A 19,030-nucleotide genomic window follows, 5' to 3' on the forward strand; every position below is an offset into this window, starting at 1 on the left:
GGCGAGTCGTTGTGTCGGTGTAAGTCGGCTTGCAGTGGCGCCAAGTTTCAGTGTCCCGGCGTGGCGGTGCCGGCCTCTGCTTTCAGCGGCGCGGCGCTCGCTTCACGCACTGGCGTGCCGTCACGCAGCGCCCCGACCACGCCTTGCAGCACCGTGCGTCCTTCCAGCGGGATGCCATTCGAGGCCCGCACGGCGATCAGTTCTCCCTCGTCGCCGTGGTCGGACTGATTCGCATCGAGACCGCGCAGACCCAGCGTCACGCTCACGTGTCGAACTTGACCTTGGTCCAGCACCTGCAAATACGGTTGCGGCTTGTCGTAGCGAACGGCGGACGCCGGTGCCGCCACCGCGCGCACGGTTTCGGTGGCCAGAGCGCCCTGGGCGAACAGCCCCTGGCGCAGACCCGTCCGGGCGATGTCCTGGGGATCCAGTTTGAGATACACGAGCACGCTGCGGCTGCCCGTCTGCGCGCTCGGGTTGATGCGTGCCACGCGCGCGGTCAGCGTCTCGGGCACGCCTTCCACTTGCAGTCGCGCCTGTTGCCCTACGCGCACGCTCACCGAATCCGCCGCGCTGATTGCGGCTTCAATTTCCATTTGCGACAGGTCGACGATCTCGACAATGCGCGCGTCAATGGCCACCCGCTCGCCGGGCTGCGTCAACCGCTGCGAGATCTGTCCGCTCATGGGGGCGCGCAGCACCGTGTCATCCGCGCTTTTCTGGGCCACATCGGCCGCCGCGAGCGCAGCTTGGTAGTTGGCGCGTGCTGCGTTGAGCTGGGCCAGCGAAGCATCCAGCGCGGTCGATGAGATGAATCCTTGTTGAACGAGCGCTTCGTTGTTTTGGTACTGGCGCTGGTTGATGTCGAGCTGGGCCTTGGCTGCGTCGGCTTGCAGCTTCGACTGCCGCAGTCGCGCGGCGTACTCGGCGGGGTCAATGCGGGCGATAACCTGTCCGAGCTGAACCGTATCGCCCTCGCGCAGCGTGAGTTCCTGCAGTTCTCCGGACACTCGGGCCTTGACCAGCGCTGATCGGACCGCCCTCAGCGTGCCCGACACGGGCAAGCTCCGTTGCAGGGTGCGCTGCCGCAGCACCGTGTGGTCTTGCGCTTGGAGTTCGATCACTGGGCCCGCGTTACCGCTGGCTTGGGCCTGCACGACTTGGGGCGTCTGCGCCTTGGGGCGCAGCAGCAAGAAAGCGAGTGCGGTCGCGACCAGCAGCAGGAGCGACCCGATCAGCAGCCTTGTGCGTCGGGCACGCGAGGCGGCGGCGGGGCGTCGTTGTAGTGGGAACATGGCGTTGGCGCTTGTTCAAGCCGGTGTGGGTGCTTGCCTGGCGGCGGACGTTCTTATCGTGGGCGCGCACAGACCGTGGAGCAGGATACGCGCCTGCTGTTCCAGGTAGCGCACTGGATCGATGAGTTCCGTGGGCGCGGCACAGGCACCGAAGGAGTGCTTCCAGGACATCAGGAAGAGCATGGGTGCCAGCACGGCGTAGACGGCGTGCTGCATGTCGGCCGCGGCAATGGGCCGAAACTCCCCGCGATCCACGCCGCGCTGCAGGATGCGTTGCACCAGCGAGCGCCCAGGCGCCATGACCTCGCTTTCGTAGAAGGCCGCGAGTTCGGGAAAATTGGCGGCCTCGCTCATCATCAGCTTCGTGATGCCAGCGACCGGGGTGCTGCCCACCCGCTCCCACCACTCTTTCAGCGCGTATTGCAGGAGTTCGGAAGTGTTGCCGGACCAGGCATCGAACTCGGCATTCCATTCTGGAAAACGGCCCGCCAGGTTCTCGCGCACCACGGCCTTGAAGAGTTCTTCCTTGTTGGCGAAGTACAAAAACAGCGTGCCCTTGGACACGCCGGCCAGTTGGGCCACCTCCTCGACACGGGTGGCGGCATAGCCTTTTTCCACGAACAGGGTCAGCGCTGCGGCGAGCAACTCTCCAGGCCGGGCTTCCTTGCGACGCGCCCGCTTGGCGGGTGCCATGGCATCCTCGCCGTTCTTTCCGCACAGGGTCAACGCCGAAACGAGTGTGGCCGCGACAGGGCATGCTTTTCGGATCATTGGATAATTTTAATGACTAATTGGTCATTAATCAAACGCCGCGACCCGCATGGCGTATCCGTCCCGGGGGGGCGGTCCGGAGCCGGGTTCCAGGTGTCTCAACGGACCGTGGACTTGGAGAACACGTTCAGGACCAAGACCCCGGCCAGAATCAGCCCGATGCCGATCAGCGCGGGTGTGTCCAGCCTCTGCTTGAAGACCACCCAGCCGATCAGGGAGATCAGCACGATGCCGGCCCCGCACCAGACGGCGTAGGTGATGCCCACGGGGATATGACGCAGCACTTGGGCCAAGAAGTAGAACGAAAAGCCGTAGCCGACGACAGTGATCAAAGCCGGCCAGAACCGGCGAAAGCCAGCGCTGGCGTTGAGCGCGGACGTGGCTACGACCTCGGACAGGATGGCGATGGAGAGCATAAGCCAGGGTTTCATCGGATAAGCCTTTTGCGGCGTGGGCCAACGGGCAGCCTCGCATCATGGCAGACTAACCGGCTTTGCGTTGCGAGCCACAAGCTTGTCAAGCGCATGCATGAACGACGAAACTCATGGCGAACCCCACTGAGATGGAACTTTCCCCGACTTCGGAATCCCCAGCACCCGCGACCGAGACCCTGGTGCTTGGCGGCGGCTGCTTTTGGTGCACCGAGGCGATCTTCACCCGCGTGCGTGGCGTGGTCGATGTCGAGAACGGCTACTGCAATGGCCATGTGAAGCAACCCAGTTACGAGGATGTGTGCACCGGCGATACCGGCCATGTTGAAGTGGTGCGCGTCGTCTACGACCCGGTTGAAATCAGCGTGCAGCAGCTGCTTGGGATTTTCTTTTCCATTCATGACCCGACCACGCTCAATCGCCAGGGCAACGACGTGGGGCCCCAGTACCGCAGCGGCATCTACACGACCATGGCCGAACAGGAACGCGTGGCCAAGGAAATGATCGCTGACCTTGAACAAGGCCGCATCTTCACATCCCCCATCGTGACCGAGGTGCAGCCGCTGGCCAATTATTGGCCTGCCGAGGAGTACCACCAGGACTACTTCGAGCACCATCCCGAACAGAGTTACTGTGCCTTCGTGGTCGGCCCCAAGGTGGAGAAATTCCGCAAGCACTTCGTCAAGCTGCTCAAGCCCGGGGCTTGACACGCCGCCTAAAATGGTGGGGTGAACATCGCCCTCTGGTTCGATCGCACAATCGGGGCCCGCCGATTCGGCGCTGAATTCCGTTCATCATTTGGGGCGAGTGAGTCCGCGTTGGCGGACGCACGTTCCGCGGTTCAGCCGATTCCTGCGACTCAACGCCGCGACGGGGCCCGCCTCACTCCGTCGCCTCACGGTGGCCTCGCAACTTCCTCGTCAGGGCATGCCCATGAAATCCGGTGGTTTCAAATTTATTCCCGCGATCCTGGCACTGGCCGTGCTGGTGCTGCTGCCCATCGGGACGCGCAAGCTGATGGGGGTGCGCAATTTCAGCGACGACAACAAGGCGGACAACGCTGCCGCGTCGGACCCGGTGTTTCGTGAGGTGGCTTGGCGAGAACTTGCCCCAGAAAACTGGAATCCGGACACCGTGCTCAAGCAGGTGAGGCAAGGCACGCCTTCTTTGGACGACAACGACCCCCGCACGCGTGAGCGCATGCAGTTGATGAACATGCTGTGGGCCAACGCGCCAACGAATGCGCGCATGGACGAAGTGTCGGTGCGTTTGTCGGGCTACGTCGTGCCGCTGGAAAAAAACGAGGTGGGCATCACTGAGTTCTTGCTGGTGCCGTATTTCGGCGCCTGCATCCACACGCCGCCACCGCCCGCCAATCAGATTGTCCGCATCGTCGCGCGTCCTGCCGTGCGCGACCTCCGCACCATGGATCCCGTGCGGGTGAGTGGCGTGCTGCGCGTCGAGCGCAACAACTCCGAACTCGGTCACAGCGGCTATGCGATGGTGGCCGCTCGCGTCGAGCCCTACACACCCTGAGTCCCCCTTTGCACGAGGACATGACCATGCCATCTTCTCCTGATGCCGTGCCGCGGGGCTCCCTGGTGCGGCGCTTGCTGCTTCGTGCCAGGGCGGCCTTCGTGCTGATGCCTATCGCTTTCGCCCTCGGTGGCTCCGTTGTCCACGCCTACCAGGGCAACCCCCCGCCTGTGGTGCCTCCTTTCCAAGGCGACTACGCGGTGACTCGCTGGGGCGAGCTGGTGCCCCAGGATTGGGACCCCTACGCCACCTTGGGCGCCTTGAATCCGCAAGCTTCCGCGGCCCTCCCTTTCAACGATGCCTCGCCCGAGGCCATGGAATTGAATGCCAAGCTGCGCGAAGTCTGGGACCACGCGCCGACAGTTCGCACACTCGACGGCGCGCGCACGCGCCTGCCTGGTTACGTCGTTCCTCTGGAGGAAGGTCGGCAGGGCCTGAAGGAGTTTCTGCTCGTGCCCTACTTCGGCGCCTGCATCCACACTCCGCCACCACCCGCCAACCAAATCGTTCATGTTGTGTTGGACAAGCCCGTGCAGGGCGTGCGCTCCATGGACGCGGTCTGGGTCGTGGGCACGCTCAAGACCTCCCGCCGTGGCACTGACATGGGCGTGAGCGGCTATCAGCTGCGCGCCACGGCACTGGCGCCCTACCAGCGCTGAACCCAGCAGACCCATGCCAAACAGGTCCATGCCCGCACCCCGCGTCACGGCGCTCGCGCCGCGTTGCGCGCGTGCGCGCGTGACGCACCCGTGGATGGCGTTGGTGCTGGCCCTGGCCTTGGTTTGGGCCCAGATGTTGGGGCTGGCGCACGGGGTTCGCCATGCCCATGGACCCATGGCCCACCCTGTGCACGGCGCACACGCTGCTCATGCAGGCGGTGCTCACACGCCAACGCACTGGCATGTGGAGCCAGCGCACGCAGCCGCCGAGCATCACAGACCTCAAAGCCTGTTGGAGCATTTGGCCGCGCCCGAGGGTGCGGCAGATGACTGCCGTCTTTATGACCAACTCGGTCACGGCGGCCCGGTCGCAGTGCCACTCATCGCCGCGCTGACGCAAGCCTCTCCCCTGACACCCGCCTGGGTCGTGCTGCAGGCTTTGCAGCCGCGGCCTTGCGTCGCTTTCGCGGCGCGTGCCCCGCCCACCTCTCGCTGATTCCCTCTTCTTCTTGGCCAGACCATGCAGTCCGCATCGGACCGCGTGGCGGCCGGTTTTTGACTTGAGAATGATCGAGACGCTTCCATGAATCGAATGTCTTCTTCCCGGCCCGCGCGGCACGGGGTTTTCGCGCTGGCGCCCGTCGCCGCGCTGGTCTTGTTCAGTTGCCATGCTTGGGCGCAGGACGCAGCCACGCTTCCGCCCGTCGTGGTCACGGGCAATCCGCTGGGCACGGCCGAGCAGATCGCACCCGCCGAGCAGCTGTCCGGCACCGAGTTGCTGGAGCGTGGGCAGTCCACGTTGGGCGAAACGCTCAAAGGCTTGCCTGGTGTCAGCAGCACCTGGTTTGGCCCGAATGCCAGCCGCCCCGTGATCCGTGGGCAGGATGGCGACCGCATCGCCATACTCAACAACGGGGGCGCCAGCCTCGACCTGTCCGCGTTGAGTTATGACCACGCGGTCACGCTGGACCCGTTGCTCACCGAGCGCGTCGAGGTGCTGCGCGGCCCGGGCGTGTTGCAGTACGGCGGTAGCGCCGTGGGTGGTGTCGTCAACGTGATCGACAACCGCATTCCGCGATCGCCCGAGTTCGGCGAGGAGGGCGGCATCGCAGGGCGACTGGGCGCTTACTACGCCACGGGCGGCGATGAACGCGGCGGCGTGCTGTCCTTGGACGGGGGCAACAACCGCTATGCCTTGCACGTGGACGCGATGGCGCGCAAGTCCGACGACATCGACATCCCGGTGTCGCGTGAGTGCACGCCGGATGGCGTGACGCACACCGCCAAGCGCATCTGCAACTCGGCCAGCGAGTCCAGCGGTGGCGCTGTCGGGGGCACTGTGTTCTTCGACCGAGGTTACCTGGGCGCTTCCGTCTCCACCTACGACAAGGACTACGGCGCCGTGGCCGAGGACGAGGTCACCATCCAGATGCGTTCCGACCGCATCGCGCTCGAAGGCGAGCTGCGCGACCTGGGCCCGCTGCTGCGCAGCGTCAAGGCCCAGTTCAGCCAGACCGACTACCAGCACACCGAGTACGAGGGCGATGAAGTCGGCACGCGCTTCAAGACCGATGGCCAGGACCTGCGCCTGGAAGCGCGGCACGTGCCTGTCGGTGCCCTGGGCGGCGCGTTGGACGGCGTCGTCGGCTTGCAGTTCGACCGCACTGATTTCTCGGCGGACGGTGACGAGGCCTACGCACCCAGCAGCCGCACGCGCCAAAGCGCCGTCTTCGCCTACGAAGAGTTGGCCCTGGGCTGGGGCAAGCTCAGCGCGGGCGCGCGGGTGGAGTCGGTCAAGGTCGAGTCCCTGGGCGCGGACGGCAACCCGGCCTTCACGACGGGGTCGCGCAGTTTCACGCCAACCAGCTATGCCCTGGGCGCTCTGTGGAACGTGGCCACGGAATGGAAGCTCACCTCCAACGTCTCGCTGAACGAACGCGCGCCACGGCACTACGAGCTGTACGCCAACGGCGAGCATGTCGCTACCAACGCGGAGGAAATCGGTGACCCGGACCTGGATCTCGAGCGCTCGGTGAACGTGGATGTGGGAACGCAGTGGCGGCGCGGCGCGAACCGCGCGCAACTGCAACTGTTCCAGCACCGTTTCAGCAACTACATCTCGCTGGAGAGCACGGACCCGGCCAGTGATCCACCGCAGTACACCTACACCGGCGTGCGCGCGCGTTTCACGGGCCTGGAGGTGAGCGGCAATGTGCGCCTGCTTGACGATGCGCACAAGCTGGACCTGGGCTTGAGCGCCGACCGCGTGAAGGCCGAGAACAGCAGCACGGGCGAACCGCTGCCGCGCATCGCGCCCATGCGCGTCGGCGCCACCTTGCGCTGGAGCCGCGCTGCCTGGAACGCGGGAGTGGGTGTGGACCGCTACGCCGAGCAGGACCGCGTGCCCGATGGCCAAGAAACCACCGACGGCTACACGCTCTGGAATGCCTCGCTCAACTACAGCGACAAGCTCGGCGGCATGCCTGCGCTGTGGTACGCCCGCGTGGACAACATCGGCGACGTGGAGGCTTACTCGGCCTCGTCCATCCTGACGCAGACTGCGCCGGGCAAGTCGCCGCTGCCGGGGCGCAGCCTCAAGGTGGGCATGCAGCTGAGCTTCTGAGTTCAAGCCTGAGCGCCGCTGCCCCTCGGTCAGACGGCGTGGGGTGGCGCGTGACCGTGTGGCTGCGGCACGACGGCGCAGGAGGCGAAACAGGGCGCGGTGCGGCGACGGTGCCGCCCGCGCTCTTTTTTTGACTCTCCATGTCGCTGGCTATACTCAAAAAACGGGGTTTGAATTTCCAGGTCCCCCGCTCGTGCAGTGGCAAACGGAGGGTTGAATGTCCATGCCCCGATGGACCCAGGTCGTGGCTGGCGCGCTGCTGGCCTTGGTGATGGTGGTGCTTGCGTCGCTGGCCATGGTGGCCCTGGTGTTGCGTCAGCTGGACCATCCTTGGGTTAAGCCGCGTGTCGTCGCGGCGGTCGAAGCCGCCTCGGGCCTGCGCGTGGACTATCAGCGCGCCAGCGCCTCGCTCACTTCCGGATTGCGACTCGAACACGTGGTCGTTTACACGCCCGCGCCTTTCAACAGCGTCGCGCCCGAACTGTTGCGCGTGGGTCGCTTGGAAGCGGACTGGTCGCTGCGTTCGCTCGTGTTCGGCCCTGCACGGGTCGCGCGCGTGGCCGTTCATGATGTGTCGTTCACGTGGGTTGCCGATGAGTCAGGGGCCCATTCACTGTCGGCGCTGAATTCCGAACCGTCCGAGCCGAATGCCAAGGGCGAAGACGCTTCGAGCGGAACGTCGCGCCAGCTCACCGAATTTTTCTCTGCCCTTGCGCCGGTCGCTCAGGTGGAGGTGAGCGGGGTGGTGCTCGAGCACGTGCGCACGCGCGATGTCGAGGTCGTGGACCGTTGGTCCTTGCGCGGTCTGAGCTTGGCGGCGCGCACCGTGCTACCCGCCCGCTCGGATGGGCCAACGACGGGGTCGGGTGAAAGCTGGACCTTGCAAGCCGAAATGGGGCGGCCCGATACCCCCCTCGCGCTCACGCTCGCGCGCACCGTGCCCGCACCGGGTGCGAGCCAGAAGCGCGTGGCCCTTGCGGTGCGCCAGCCTGCGGTGGCCGAGCTGGCCTTATCGTGGGGCGTGCAAGCCAATGTGGCCGGGGTTCACACCCAAATCGAGGTGGCCGTGACACGCCAGGACTTCGACGCCCGCATCCCCGATACAGCCTTGTTGCGCGGCGCGTTGACCGCGAAGGTCGACGCAAGCCGCGCGGGACTGGCGATTGATTTGCATCCCACCCGATTGGCCGACAGCGCCGAAGCGCAGGCCCAGCTGTTCCTCCCCGACGATGCGAACGCCTCGCTGGTCCTGTCTCAGGCCCTGGTCGACGCCGATCTGGCCCGACTGCTGCGGCTGCTACCCGCCGATCTGCGTCCCCTCACGCTCGAGCGGGGCCATCTGCACCTGGAGGTTGCCGGTCTGTCGCTGGTGCCCAGCGAACCGCTGCCCTCCTTGCTGCGGTCACCGGGGCGCGTGCGCTTGAACGTGCAGGCAGACAGTGCCCAGGCCCAGTTGGAGGCGGACAAGACCGCGGACGCGGTGACTTGGAAGGCTTCCCTGCAGGCCCCCGATCTTCTCTTGGTCCGTCCTTTCTTGTCACCTGCCGTTGTGGCCCGCTTGTCTTGGCAGGACATGGGCGTGGACTTGTTGTCCCAAGGTCGGGTGGAGGCGCTGGCGTCCCCCGCGCCGCGCATCGTGCAACGCACGGAGCTGCGGGTGCATCGACCCGCGTGGGACCGCGCCGTGTCGGCCCGTGAGCTGGTGGCCGTGCTCGACTCGCAGGGCGACGCCTGGCAGCACCGGGGCGAATTGCAATTGCAGGCCGAGGGTCTGCGTGTCCAGGGGCAGGACGCGGGCGCGCAGCGCTACACGCTGGCCCTCGACCTGGACCGCCAGTCGTCCAAGCCCTCGGCTCCGAAATTCGAAGCGCGGGCCCGGCTGTCGAGCCAGGCCGGGGTTCAGCTGTCGTTCGAGGCCGCGCTGGCCTTCGATCCTCAGGTGCGTGCCCTGCGCGGCAGCGTGAAGGCTCGTCTGCCCGCCCAGTCTTGGCCCGCGCCCTTGCTGGCATGGTGGCCCACGCCGCTCGATGCCGAGCGTTTGGCGCTGGACCTGGACGCCCAAGGCGTGCTGACCGGCGTGATCACCGGCATCGGCCAGGACGGTCTGCCGCAGTGGGCCCCCAAGCCCTTGACCACCGCGATGCTCGACGGACAGGCGTGGGTCGAAGCGCGCGGCATCGGCTGGCAGCAAGACGGTCTGATCGTGGAGGTGCCCGCGCTGCGCTGGCACCTGGTGTCGCATCCCGCGCGAGTCGACCTCGCGCAAGCCCAGGCGCGCCGCACCCTTGCCGGCACCTTGACGATGGAGCGCGCGCGCGTCATCTTGGCCGAGCGCAGTCTGAGCTTGGCCGGTCTCTCCGCCACCACGGGGGCCCGCTTTGGCGCGCAGCTGGGAGACGAACCCGAGTTCACCTTGCAGCTCAAGATCGACACTCTGGAGCAGCAGCCCGCATTGCCCTATCCCGTGCGCGGCTTGGTCTGGCAGGTGCGTGCCCTGCGCGATCCGGACGGCGCGATCCACCTCCCCGAGTTCAAGCTGACGCACGCGGCCACCCGTACCCGTCTCGCGGCCCAGGGGCGGCTGGACCTCGCACCCGGGCGGCGGCGTTTCGCGTTGCAAGGTGCCGTGACGCAAGACGTGGCCGGGTTGAACCTGCCCGGCGTGGTCGAAGGGCGCGGACAGGCCAGCGTGGATTTCGAATTGGCTTCGCCCGACCTGAGCACCTTCCGCACCCAGGCCAGCTTGCGATTGGACGGCGTGAACCTCACCTTGCCCGCGCAGGGCATCGTGGTCGAGGGACTGGATGGCGACATTCCCGTGTACGAGGACCTTTACGTGGCGCAAGGCCGCGTGCGGCTGCTGGACAACCTCGCGTTCAACCCCTACGCCATGTTGCGCCACAGCGACCAATACCCCCTGCTGTCGCGCGGTGGTTATGTGTCGGCGGTGAGCATCACCACGCCCTTGGTTCGCATCGCGCCACTCGCGGGCAATCTCACGGTGCGACAAAACGTCTTCGCCATGACCCAGCTTGAACTGGGCGTTCGAGGTGGCCGTGTGACCGGCCAAAGCCGTCTGGACTGGCGGGGGCGGGATTCCTTGCTCGAATTGCGGGTGCGCGCCACCGGGCTGCGATCTTCGCGTGGTGAATCTTTCGACGGCAATGCCGCCGTGGTGATCGCCGCACGGGACCGCAGCGTCAATGGACGCGCGGAGATCTTGCGCATCGGCAATCGCCACCTGCTGGATTTGCTGGACCTGGCTGACCCGCGCGCCACCGACCCCGCCATCAACCAGGTCCGCTTGGCCTTGGGCTTGGGGTACCCCGATCACGTCCGGCTGCGCTTTGACCAAGGCTTCGGGCGTTTGCTGGTCAAGCTGGGCGGCGGAGCCGAACTGATCCGCATTGACGAGGTCCGCGGCATTCCCATGGGACCGCTCGTGGACCGGGCCCTCCACGCCATGCAACTTTCGACCGACTGAGCCATGACGCATTCCATTCGATTTTTCACCGTGTTCCCGTTGATTTGCGCGGTGGCCTTGACGCTCGGCGGTTGCATCAGCGCCCCGGATGTGGTGCTGGTGGACCGCGCGACGGCGTTGGAAGAGCAGGCCGCGGGCTCGTTCGAGGAGTTGGAACTGCGCCTCGCGCGCGCGGGCATGAACCCCACGCCCGTGCCCTTGACGCCCAACCAGCTCGAAGACTTGGGCATGCAGGCGCCGCCTTTGGTGGACCGCTTGAACAAGACGCCCGCTGATCGCGTGGACGAGCTGCTGCGTCGCCACTGCATCGGTGAAGGCAACGACGGCTTGCTGGCCGACACGCGTCGCGATTGCAAAGCCGGGCGTATGACGGCGGACGACACCGCGCTGGTGCAGCGCGTCAACAGCGCGCGCCAGCAATTGTGGGCATGGATGCGCCAGCAGAAGGCGGGTGGAACACCGCAGGTCAACGCGGACGAGCTGCGCTTGCGCTGGCAGCGCGTGCATGCTCAGGGTGTGGTGTGCGGCGCCAGGGTGCAGGCGGCGGACGGCAGTTGGGGCGAGAAAACATGCTGAGTCGGATCGCGGGCCGTGGCGCATCGCTCGCGCTGTGCGCCTTCGTGGCCTGCATCGGCTTGGCGCAGGCGCAAGATGTCGAGCGCGCAGGTGCGGGTGCGGGTGATGACGGTTTGCGCGTTCCGACTCGGCTGACCGTGGGACTGGGTGACCAGTTCCTCGGCCAACTGGCGCCAGACGGCAACACCTTGCTCTTCGTCTCGAATCGCAACATCGTGACGGAGCTTTACGCGCAAGACCTGGAGCAGGGCCGTGAGCGCCGCTTGTTCGACGAAGGCGCCGACGTGACCTGGCCTCGCCTCAGCCCGGACGGACGGCATCTGCTCTACATCTCCTTCCGCCGCGAGGCGGGCGGTCAGCTGTGTGTGCGGGAGTGGCCTCGCGGCGAGGGCCCGACCCAGGAAGTCGGCAATCGCCGATGCCTGGGCGCCGACGTTCTGGCCTTGCAAGCCGAGTGGAAAAACGACAGGCAAATCGTGCTGCTGCATCGCACGACCATCCAGGACGACCTGCAGTTGTCCCTGCTGGAGATGGTTCCGCCCAAGGAGGGCGGGGAGGGCGGCGCTTTCCAGGTGCACCCCCTGTCGAGTCGCAACCTCAGCAGCCCGGCCGTTTCGCCGGACGGGCGCTGGCTGGTGTACGTGCCGCTGCGGCGGTCCGCCCAACCCGTGGGTCCGGGCTTCGCGGCGCGCGCCAGTGCGCAACTCGAAGCACTGCGCCTGGACCAGCCCGGCGCCACACCGGTGCCGCTGGCGCTGGACTTACCGGGGCAAAGCGGCCAACCGGCCTTCTCGCGGGATGGACGCTGGCTTTATGTCACGCAGTTCTTCACCGATTCCAACGCCGACGGCGTGATCGACGCCGATGACCGTGGCGTGCTGTTTCGCCTGCCCTTTGACAGCGAACGTGACGACGCTGTGGAGCGGGCCGTCGCGACCCGTCCCGATCAACTCACCAGTCAAGCGTGGAACTGTCAGTACCCGGCCCCAGCGACCGAGGTGTTGATGGCGACCTGCGAGCGCAGGGGGACGCTGGATGTCTACCAACTGCCGTTGGACGGCCAGGTGCCCGCCGCGTGGGACTTGCCGCGCTTGCGCGCGGAACTGAGCATGGTGGACCGCAAGGAAGACGAGATCCTGCTCTACCGCCAACGCACCCAGCGGGAGAACCAGCCCGGTGCGAGACGCCTGTTGCTGATGCGCCTGGCCCGCTTGCACATGGGCTTGGAGGACTTCGACGCTGCGGCGTTCTACGCGCGTCGCATGCGCGCGCTGGACGATCCTGCCACCGTCGGCCTGGAGGCACCGCTCCTCGCCTTGATCGAACATCGCCAAGGCCTCAAGCTGGCCGAGCAAGGGCGCACGCTGGCCGCGGCGTCGCGCATGACGCAGGCCGAGCAGCGCGTCGCGCTCGACGTCGCGGCAGCGGCCAGTCCCGCGTCGGCGGCCTTGCGCCACATCGTGCGCAGTGAGTTGGCGCAGGCCGCGGGAGACTACACCCAGGCCCGCCGCGAATTGGAGATGGGCACCACGATGCTGAGAAGCTCGGTCTCGGACACCACGCCGCGCGCCCTGCTGGAGATTTGGCACGAACGCAGCGACGCGTTGTACCGCTTGCTCGGTGAGCGCGATGCGTTGGTGGAGGCGGGCCATTGGCTGTCGCGACACCCCGCCCTCAGCGACGAAGACCGCTTGGACTACGCTCGCGCCGCCGTGCGCGCCCTCTACCGTGGGCGTCCCCAAGGCGAGGCCGACGCGGCCCTGGCCGCTGCCTTGGCCCAGGCGAACTCGAGCGCACAAGCATCAGCGGAGCACAAGCCCCTGTCCCCAGATGAGCTCTCGGATTCACCATCGGATTCGGCTTGGCGTTTCGCCTTGGAACTGGGTCGCCATATCCATGCGCTGCGCGAGGAGCGCGTGCCCCGCGTGCAGCGCGAAGCCCTGCTGACCTTTTATCGACAGCAGGGCAGTCTGTCCCATCCCGCGTGGATTCCACTGCGCCGCCGGGCCCTGGTGCAAGACGCCGTGGAGCGTGCCGCGGAGCTGGGCGCGGACAGCGTGATCGAGTTGCTGGCGCCGGTCTATCTGGATGACACGCCGGTTGCGACGCAGGAACATCGCCGTGCCGAGCGCCTTTACAGCCGGGCGCTTCTGGGTCGTGCCTACCGGCGTCTCGCTAGCCAGCGGCACGATGAAGCCCGCGCCGATTTCGACAGTGTGACGCAGCGCACCGCTTCCTTGGAGGCCGCCGTCGAATCCATCAGTCTGCGCTTGCGCGCCAACGCGACGCCCGAAGCCATTGAAAAGGAAGTCACGACCCACGTGCCCGGCATGGCCGAAGCTCTGCGGCACTTCGTCAAGGCTTACGTGCTCACGCGCCAGCTCGGCCGAATCAGGGATGGGCAAGAACACGAAAAAGCAGCGGCTGCGGCCTTGGCTGAGTTGCGCGCCGCCTGGCCCGTGTTGAAAGACCGACCCGAGGTGCACGCGTTGCAGGGCGCCATCCGGCACGAAGACTTCTTGCGCAACCGCGAAGCGGCGTCGGCCGAGCGCGCCAACCGCAGCTATCGGGTCGCGTTGGACCTGGACGGCGACAACCTGCGGCACCGGGCCATGCTGCTGGGCGCCCTGGGTCTGCTGCACACCCAAGCGGGCAACTACGCCATTGCCCTGGGCTATCTGGACCAGCGTGACCAGCTGCCCTACACCGACGACGCGGCGGGTTTGGCTGTTTCCCTGGCGCGCGCGCGCGCCTTGTTGCACACCGGTCGCGACGACGATGCGGCGCAGGCGGCCGACGACGCCCTGGCGATGGTGGACGCCACGTCCCAGACGCCCGCATCCCGTCTGGCCGAGCGCTACGGCGCGCTGGTGCAAGACCGCGCCGCGCTCTACAACCTGTCGGCGGGGCGCTTTGACCGCTCGCTCGCGCTGTACGACCGCATCCTCGCATCCCCGACCCTCCGTGCCGATCCTGCTGCGCAGTCCATGCCCACCCGCAATGCGCTGGTGCAGCGCCTGGCCCGCAGCGCCGCAGCGCTGGGCGCGCAGCAGCCCGCCCGCGCGCTGGAGGATCTGATGCAGTTGGAGCGCGACCTGGCGCATCCGCTGGCGCCGTCCGTCTTGCCTGCGCCCGGGTCGCGTGCCACGCCGGTGCAGGCCTTGCGCGGGCAGCGCATCGTCGCCGCCGGCTTGCGGGCCCAGGCCCATGCCCGCATGGGCCAACGTGACGAGGCCGCCCTTGCCTTGGAAGAACGGCGCGACCTGTTCGTCGCGCAGTTCCGAGAAACCGACCGCGACGAAGACCTGCGCGCGCTGATGCTGACGGAACTGCAGCTGGCCGAAAACGCCGTGGACCGCGGCGATGCTCCGAAGGTGGCCAGCTGGTTGGGGCAGGCCCTGCGCCGCGCCGATGCCTTGGCGCGGCGCGCGGGCGTGGCGCCCGACGTCGGTCAGCTCAACACGCTTTGGTTCGCGGCGCAATGGCGAGCGGGGCAGGCAGGACAGGCGACCCCCGCGCCCGGAAACTCACGGTCTGCCCTGCCGTTCGATTTACCAGCACGGCTCGCACAAGCCCACCGATGGTTGGTGGAGCGATCTGACGGCGACAAGGCTTGGCGCACTTGGCAGTCGTGGTTCGAGGTGTACCTCGTGCTCAGCGATGGCGATCTTGTGGGGGCGCCGCCGCGCTAGTTGGATGTACCCAAGGCTATACTGATTCGACACTATGAAATTGCTCAAGCGATTGCTGACCATGGGCGGTGCCGTCCCCTTGATCGGCATGACGTTGCTCGCGGCGCTGGTGCTGGTGGTCGCCGTGATTGGTTTTGGCTTCAGCCCTGCGCCGGGCGATACCCTCACCATCGCCGCCGGGCCAGAGGGCAGCAACTTCGCGCGCACCGCTGCTCGGTACCAGAAGATCTTGGAACAGCAGGGCGTCAAGCTCAACATCCTCACCACAGGCGGCTCACGCGACAACTTGCGTCGGCTGATGGACCCGCAGCAGAAGGTGGACGTGGCTTTCGTGCTGGGCGGCCAGGCGGGTGAAGCCGAAGTCGAAAAGCTGGTGTCCTTGGGCAGTGTGTCCTACCAGCCCTTGATGCTCTTCTACCACGGGCAGCCCAAGAAACTGCTGTCGGAGTTCAAAGGCTTGCGGCTGGACATCGGCGAGGAGGGCACCGGTTCCCGCACGCTGGCCTTGGCGCTGCTGGCGGCCAACGGCATCAAGCCGGGTAGCGAGGGCGACAAGACGGTGTTGGTCAACACCCCGGACCAGGACATCGCCAAGGCGCTGGTGAGTGGGCAAGTGCATGCCTTCTTCGCCATGAACGAATCCACGCCCACGGCCCTGATCCGTGAACTGCTGCGCAGTGGCAAGGTGCATCTGTTCGATTTCGCGCAGGCGGAGGCTTACACGCGGCGCTTCTCCTACCTCAACAAACTGACGCTGCCGCGTGGCGCGATCAACCTAGGCGAGGACATTCCCGCCGCCGACGTGCGACTCGTCGGCCCCACCGTGCAATTGGTGGCGCGTGAGGGCTTGCACCCCGCCTTGTCGGACCTGTTGCTGGAAACGGCGCGCGCCGTGCATGCCCGCCCCGGCATGTACGCCAAGCCGGGGGAGTTTCCATCGCCCGTCGAGCGTGAGTTTCGCATCAGCGAGGACGCGCAGCGCTATTACAGCTCGGGCCGCAACGTCCTCTACCGCACCTTTCCCTTCTGGGTGGCGAGCCTGATCGCGCGGGTGGCGGCGATCCTGGTGCCCGTCCTCATCGTGCTGATCCCAGGCATGCGCGTGCTGCCCGTGTTGTACCGCTGGAGCATGACCCGCCGTATTTACCGCTACTACGGTGAGTTGCAGAAGCTGGAGAAGGAGTGGCCCAACGCGGATGCGCAGCGGCGCGCGGAGTTGCTGCAACGTCTGGACCGCATTGACGCGCTGGTGTTCAACACCCGCGTGCCCTCGGCCTTTGGGGATCTCTTCTACGACCTGCGCGGGCACATTGCCCAAGTGCGCCTGCAGTTGCAACAGACCCCCGTGGCCTGAAAAGCACCCGAAGATTCTTTTTTTCTCGTTGTTCATGAACCCCAACGTCATCGCTGCCCTGATTCCCGTCGTCTTGCTCGTTGCGCTGGGGTATGTCGCAGGTCGTTTGCGTTGGCTGCGCGCCGAATCGGCCAAGGACCTCTCCAACCTCGTGTTCCTCGTGCTCATGCCAGCCTTGATGTTCCGCACCATGAGCAAGGTGGACATTGCGCACCTGGACCCGCTGCCGCTGCTGGGCTACTTCAGCGCCGCCTTGCTGCTGTTCGCGTTGACGCTGGCCTACCACGGCATGCACGGTTTGTCGTTGGTCAAAGGGGCGGTGCTCGGCGTCGCCGCCACCTTCAGCAATCTGGTCATGATCGGCATCGCCTTCATGAGCCTGGTCTATGGCGAAGCAGGGTTGGTGGTGCTGCTGTCCATCGTGTCCGTCAACGCGCTGGTCCTGCTGACCACCGGCTCGGTGGTGTTGGAACTGGCCGTGGCGCACGAGGCGCAAAGCGCGTCACAGTCAGCGGACGCTGCGCAAGCGCAGCGGTCTCGCGCCTCGTCGCTGGGCCGCACGGTGGCGCAGGCGGTGAAAAAATCCTTGCTGCATCCTGTGCCCATTCCCATCGTGGCCGGCCTGCTCTTTGGCCAGACTGGCTGGGCCATCCCTGGCGTGATCGACAAGCCCTTGCAATGGCTGGGCAACGCCATGGGCCCGCTGGCCTTGTTGCTGGTGGGGGTGACCTTGGCGGGGGCGCGCGCGCGCGAACACCTGCGCGGCGCCTTGGCCTTGACGGTGGTGAAGAACCTTGTGCTGCCCGCCCTGGTGGCGGTGTTTGGCCTGCTCTACGGCATCTCGGGCCTGCCTCTGGTGGTGATGGTGGTCGCAGCGTCCCTGCCTGCTGGCGCCAATTCCTTTTTGTTCGCGCAGCGCTACCAGGTGGCTGAGGATCTGGTGACGGCTGGCATCACCGCGTCCACCGTCGGCGCGCTGTTGACCGTGCCGCTGGTGATGGCGTTGGCGACGCGCTTGGGATGAGCCTGCCCAAGTCCATCCAACACGCTGTAGCCTTGCGCGTTGGATGATTCGTCCGTCCTCCTGTTTCGGTTATGGTCACACTCCTGTGCCCACCGGTCCGCAGGTCGCTGAAGGGGTTAATTGGTAACTGGCCACACCAAAGCGGCCAAACCCTCCTTGGTTTGTGCAAGGTGTGCGGCGTCGCGAAGAGCCTGACGTTTTCCTATCAGCACTTGGCTGGCTCCCATCCAGGCCTGCACGGCGTCCAGGGTGCGAGCGCGCATGTCTTCGGCTGCGATGCCGCGCGCAGCCGCCAGGCCATCAAGGTACGGGGTTGGGTTGTCATTGTTGGCAGCCCAACCCAATGCTTCGGTTTGCTGAATTGGCCAGGTCAGTCGCTCGGCCTGCGGATAACCTTGCAGCAGCGCCTCGGCTGCTGCACTGAAAGCGCCGTCGATTTCACGCAACTTGCGCGCGCGCAGTGTTTCCAGCGCGTCCGGCTTGTCCTGGATGAGGAACTGTACTGCCGCTTGCCCCGATGGCACCGGCTCCACGGCTGTGCAGGTTTGCGTCTCAGGGTCGTGCGGTGGCGGCGCATGGCGAACGATGCGTCCTCCCGGGGGCACCTTGTGCGTTGGCTGCAGACGCAGCGCGACCTGCATGATTTGTCCGCCGGCGTTGATGATGGCGTGCGACATCAGTTCGCCTTGATGCAGTACAGGAGCGCGATGTTGCGCGGGCGGGTTTCGGCGGCAGTTCGCGCAATCCGGCTTGCGTCAAAGTCCACAGTAGAAGCGCTATAGGCTCCATTGTCGTAGTCAAGTCTCGCAGTACTGCTGATTGAGGCACTAAAAGCCCCTGAACTGCTAACCCACGATCCTGTAACTGTCAAGGGAGCCACACTTCCGGTGATGTTTTGCAACGCATCCAGCTGTGAAGTCCCCAAGGCTCGCCCGCTGTCCACGCCTCGACCATTATCCAGCCCTCGCACAAACTCGCCTCGCAACTCGGGCAATCTGAATGTTGTGCTCCCATTGCCTGCGCCATAGGTCGTTCCGATGTAGCTAAAAAGATCCGGATATGTCGCTCGATTCACTTCGCTGCCGGCAGCACTCAGCCACCCGCTGGGGCAGGTGCTACCCGCAAAAGACATGACCGCACCCACAGGAACGCCGCCCATGTCATTCCGGCTCCATGTCACGCTCGTGCTGCCATCCACCGGCATGGAGACACCGCCAATCGTGAAGGTACGCGGTGTTGCCCATTTGCTGGCCGTCGCTGCATTGCCGCTGATTCCCATAGCCCACTGGGGTTCTAGTTCGGACCAGGAACTGCCGCTGAACTTCTCGAATCGCTTGTTCGCACTGCTCCAGCGGATCGTGCCGATGGGCAGGTTGGTGGGGTTGGTGGTTGCGGGGTCGAACAGGCGCGCCGCGTCTTCGTCACGCCCCTTGACCATCTCGGGCCACACGGTGTAGGTGTCCGTCAAGGTTGGCTTGCTCCAGTCGGCCGCCTGGACTGAAGTCAATACCAGGCTCGCGCTCATGCAGGTCAGCAGGACGAACCACTTGCTTGATTGAAAAAACGTCATTTCACTCTCCTTCAA

General features: G+C 66.0%; 15 protein-coding genes. 10 read left to right on the forward strand and 5 right to left on the reverse strand.

Annotated features, from left to right (window positions below; all coding sequences use genetic code 11):
• Positions 1 to 47 precede the first annotated feature (47 nt).
• The 3 genes from ACLBKS_RS02080 to ACLBKS_RS02090 form a co-directional block, all read right to left on the reverse strand.
• Positions 48 to 1,295 (reverse strand): efflux RND transporter periplasmic adaptor subunit, encoded by a 1,248-nt coding sequence (locus ACLBKS_RS02080; RefSeq protein ID WP_410191128.1) that lies wholly within the window; start codon positions 1,293 to 1,295, stop codon positions 48 to 50.
• A 15-nt stretch (positions 1,296 to 1,310) separates the two neighbouring features.
• Complete coding sequence (locus ACLBKS_RS02085; RefSeq protein WP_410191129.1) at positions 1,311 to 1,988, reverse strand: TetR/AcrR family transcriptional regulator; 678 nt, start codon at positions 1,986 to 1,988, stop codon at positions 1,311 to 1,313.
• A 176-nt stretch (positions 1,989 to 2,164) separates the two neighbouring features.
• The gene (locus tag ACLBKS_RS02090; protein WP_410191130.1) at positions 2,165 to 2,497 is read right to left on the reverse strand and encodes an SMR family transporter; all 333 of its coding nucleotides are present in this window, start codon (positions 2,495 to 2,497) and stop codon (positions 2,165 to 2,167) included.
• Positions 2,498 to 2,610: 113 nt separating this feature from the next.
• Here ACLBKS_RS02090 and msrA point away from each other — a divergent pair, with 113 nt between their 5' ends.
• From msrA to ACLBKS_RS02140, 10 genes are all read left to right on the forward strand, one after another.
• Complete coding sequence (msrA, locus tag ACLBKS_RS02095; RefSeq protein ID WP_410191131.1) at positions 2,611 to 3,204, forward strand: peptide-methionine (S)-S-oxide reductase MsrA; 594 nt, start codon at positions 2,611 to 2,613, stop codon at positions 3,202 to 3,204.
• A 220-nt stretch (positions 3,205 to 3,424) separates the two neighbouring features.
• Entirely contained in the window at positions 3,425 to 4,033 is a 609-nt protein-coding gene (locus ACLBKS_RS02100) for a DUF3299 domain-containing protein (RefSeq protein ID WP_410191132.1), read from the forward strand.
• A gap of 26 nt (positions 4,034 to 4,059) precedes the next feature.
• A complete protein-coding gene (locus ACLBKS_RS02105; protein WP_410191133.1) occupies positions 4,060 to 4,692 on the forward strand; it encodes a DUF3299 domain-containing protein in 633 nt (210 codons plus the stop codon).
• A gap of 28 nt (positions 4,693 to 4,720) precedes the next feature.
• Positions 4,721 to 5,188, forward strand: a complete 468-nt coding sequence (locus ACLBKS_RS02110) for a hypothetical protein (RefSeq protein ID WP_410191134.1) — start codon at positions 4,721 to 4,723, stop codon at positions 5,186 to 5,188.
• A 96-nt stretch (positions 5,189 to 5,284) separates the two neighbouring features.
• The gene (locus ACLBKS_RS02115) at positions 5,285 to 7,315 is read left to right on the forward strand and encodes a TonB-dependent receptor (protein WP_410191135.1); all 2,031 of its coding nucleotides are present in this window, start codon (positions 5,285 to 5,287) and stop codon (positions 7,313 to 7,315) included.
• Between the two features lie 217 nt (positions 7,316 to 7,532).
• Positions 7,533 to 10,799 (forward strand): hypothetical protein, encoded by a 3,267-nt coding sequence (locus ACLBKS_RS02120; protein ID WP_410191136.1) that lies wholly within the window; start codon positions 7,533 to 7,535, stop codon positions 10,797 to 10,799.
• Positions 10,800 to 10,802: 3 nt separating this feature from the next.
• Positions 10,803 to 11,375 (forward strand): DUF1318 domain-containing protein, encoded by a 573-nt coding sequence (locus tag ACLBKS_RS02125; RefSeq protein WP_410191137.1) that lies wholly within the window; start codon positions 10,803 to 10,805, stop codon positions 11,373 to 11,375.
• Positions 11,369 to 15,067 (forward strand): hypothetical protein, encoded by a 3,699-nt coding sequence (locus ACLBKS_RS02130; protein ID WP_410191138.1) that lies wholly within the window; start codon positions 11,369 to 11,371, stop codon positions 15,065 to 15,067. Before ACLBKS_RS02125 ends, ACLBKS_RS02130 begins: the two co-directional genes overlap by 7 nt.
• A gap of 34 nt (positions 15,068 to 15,101) precedes the next feature.
• A complete protein-coding gene (locus tag ACLBKS_RS02135; RefSeq protein ID WP_410191139.1) occupies positions 15,102 to 16,421 on the forward strand; it encodes a TAXI family TRAP transporter solute-binding subunit in 1,320 nt (439 codons plus the stop codon).
• Positions 16,422 to 16,455: 34 nt separating this feature from the next.
• Entirely contained in the window at positions 16,456 to 17,445 is a 990-nt protein-coding gene (locus tag ACLBKS_RS02140; protein ID WP_410191140.1) for an AEC family transporter, read from the forward strand.
• Between the two features lie 116 nt (positions 17,446 to 17,561).
• On the opposite strand, the gene ACLBKS_RS02145 is transcribed toward ACLBKS_RS02140, so the two are convergent.
• A complete protein-coding gene (locus ACLBKS_RS02145) occupies positions 17,562 to 18,122 on the reverse strand; it encodes a hypothetical protein (protein ID WP_410191141.1) in 561 nt (186 codons plus the stop codon).
• A complete protein-coding gene (locus tag ACLBKS_RS02150; protein ID WP_410191142.1) occupies positions 18,122 to 19,015 on the reverse strand; it encodes a phage tail protein in 894 nt (297 codons plus the stop codon). The genes ACLBKS_RS02145 and ACLBKS_RS02150 overlap by 1 nt, the downstream gene beginning before the upstream one ends.
• Positions 19,016 to 19,030 lie beyond the last annotated feature (15 nt).

The organism is Hylemonella sp. W303a, assembly GCF_046452315.1.
Lineage (GTDB): Bacteria > Pseudomonadota > Gammaproteobacteria > Burkholderiales > Burkholderiaceae_C > Hylemonella.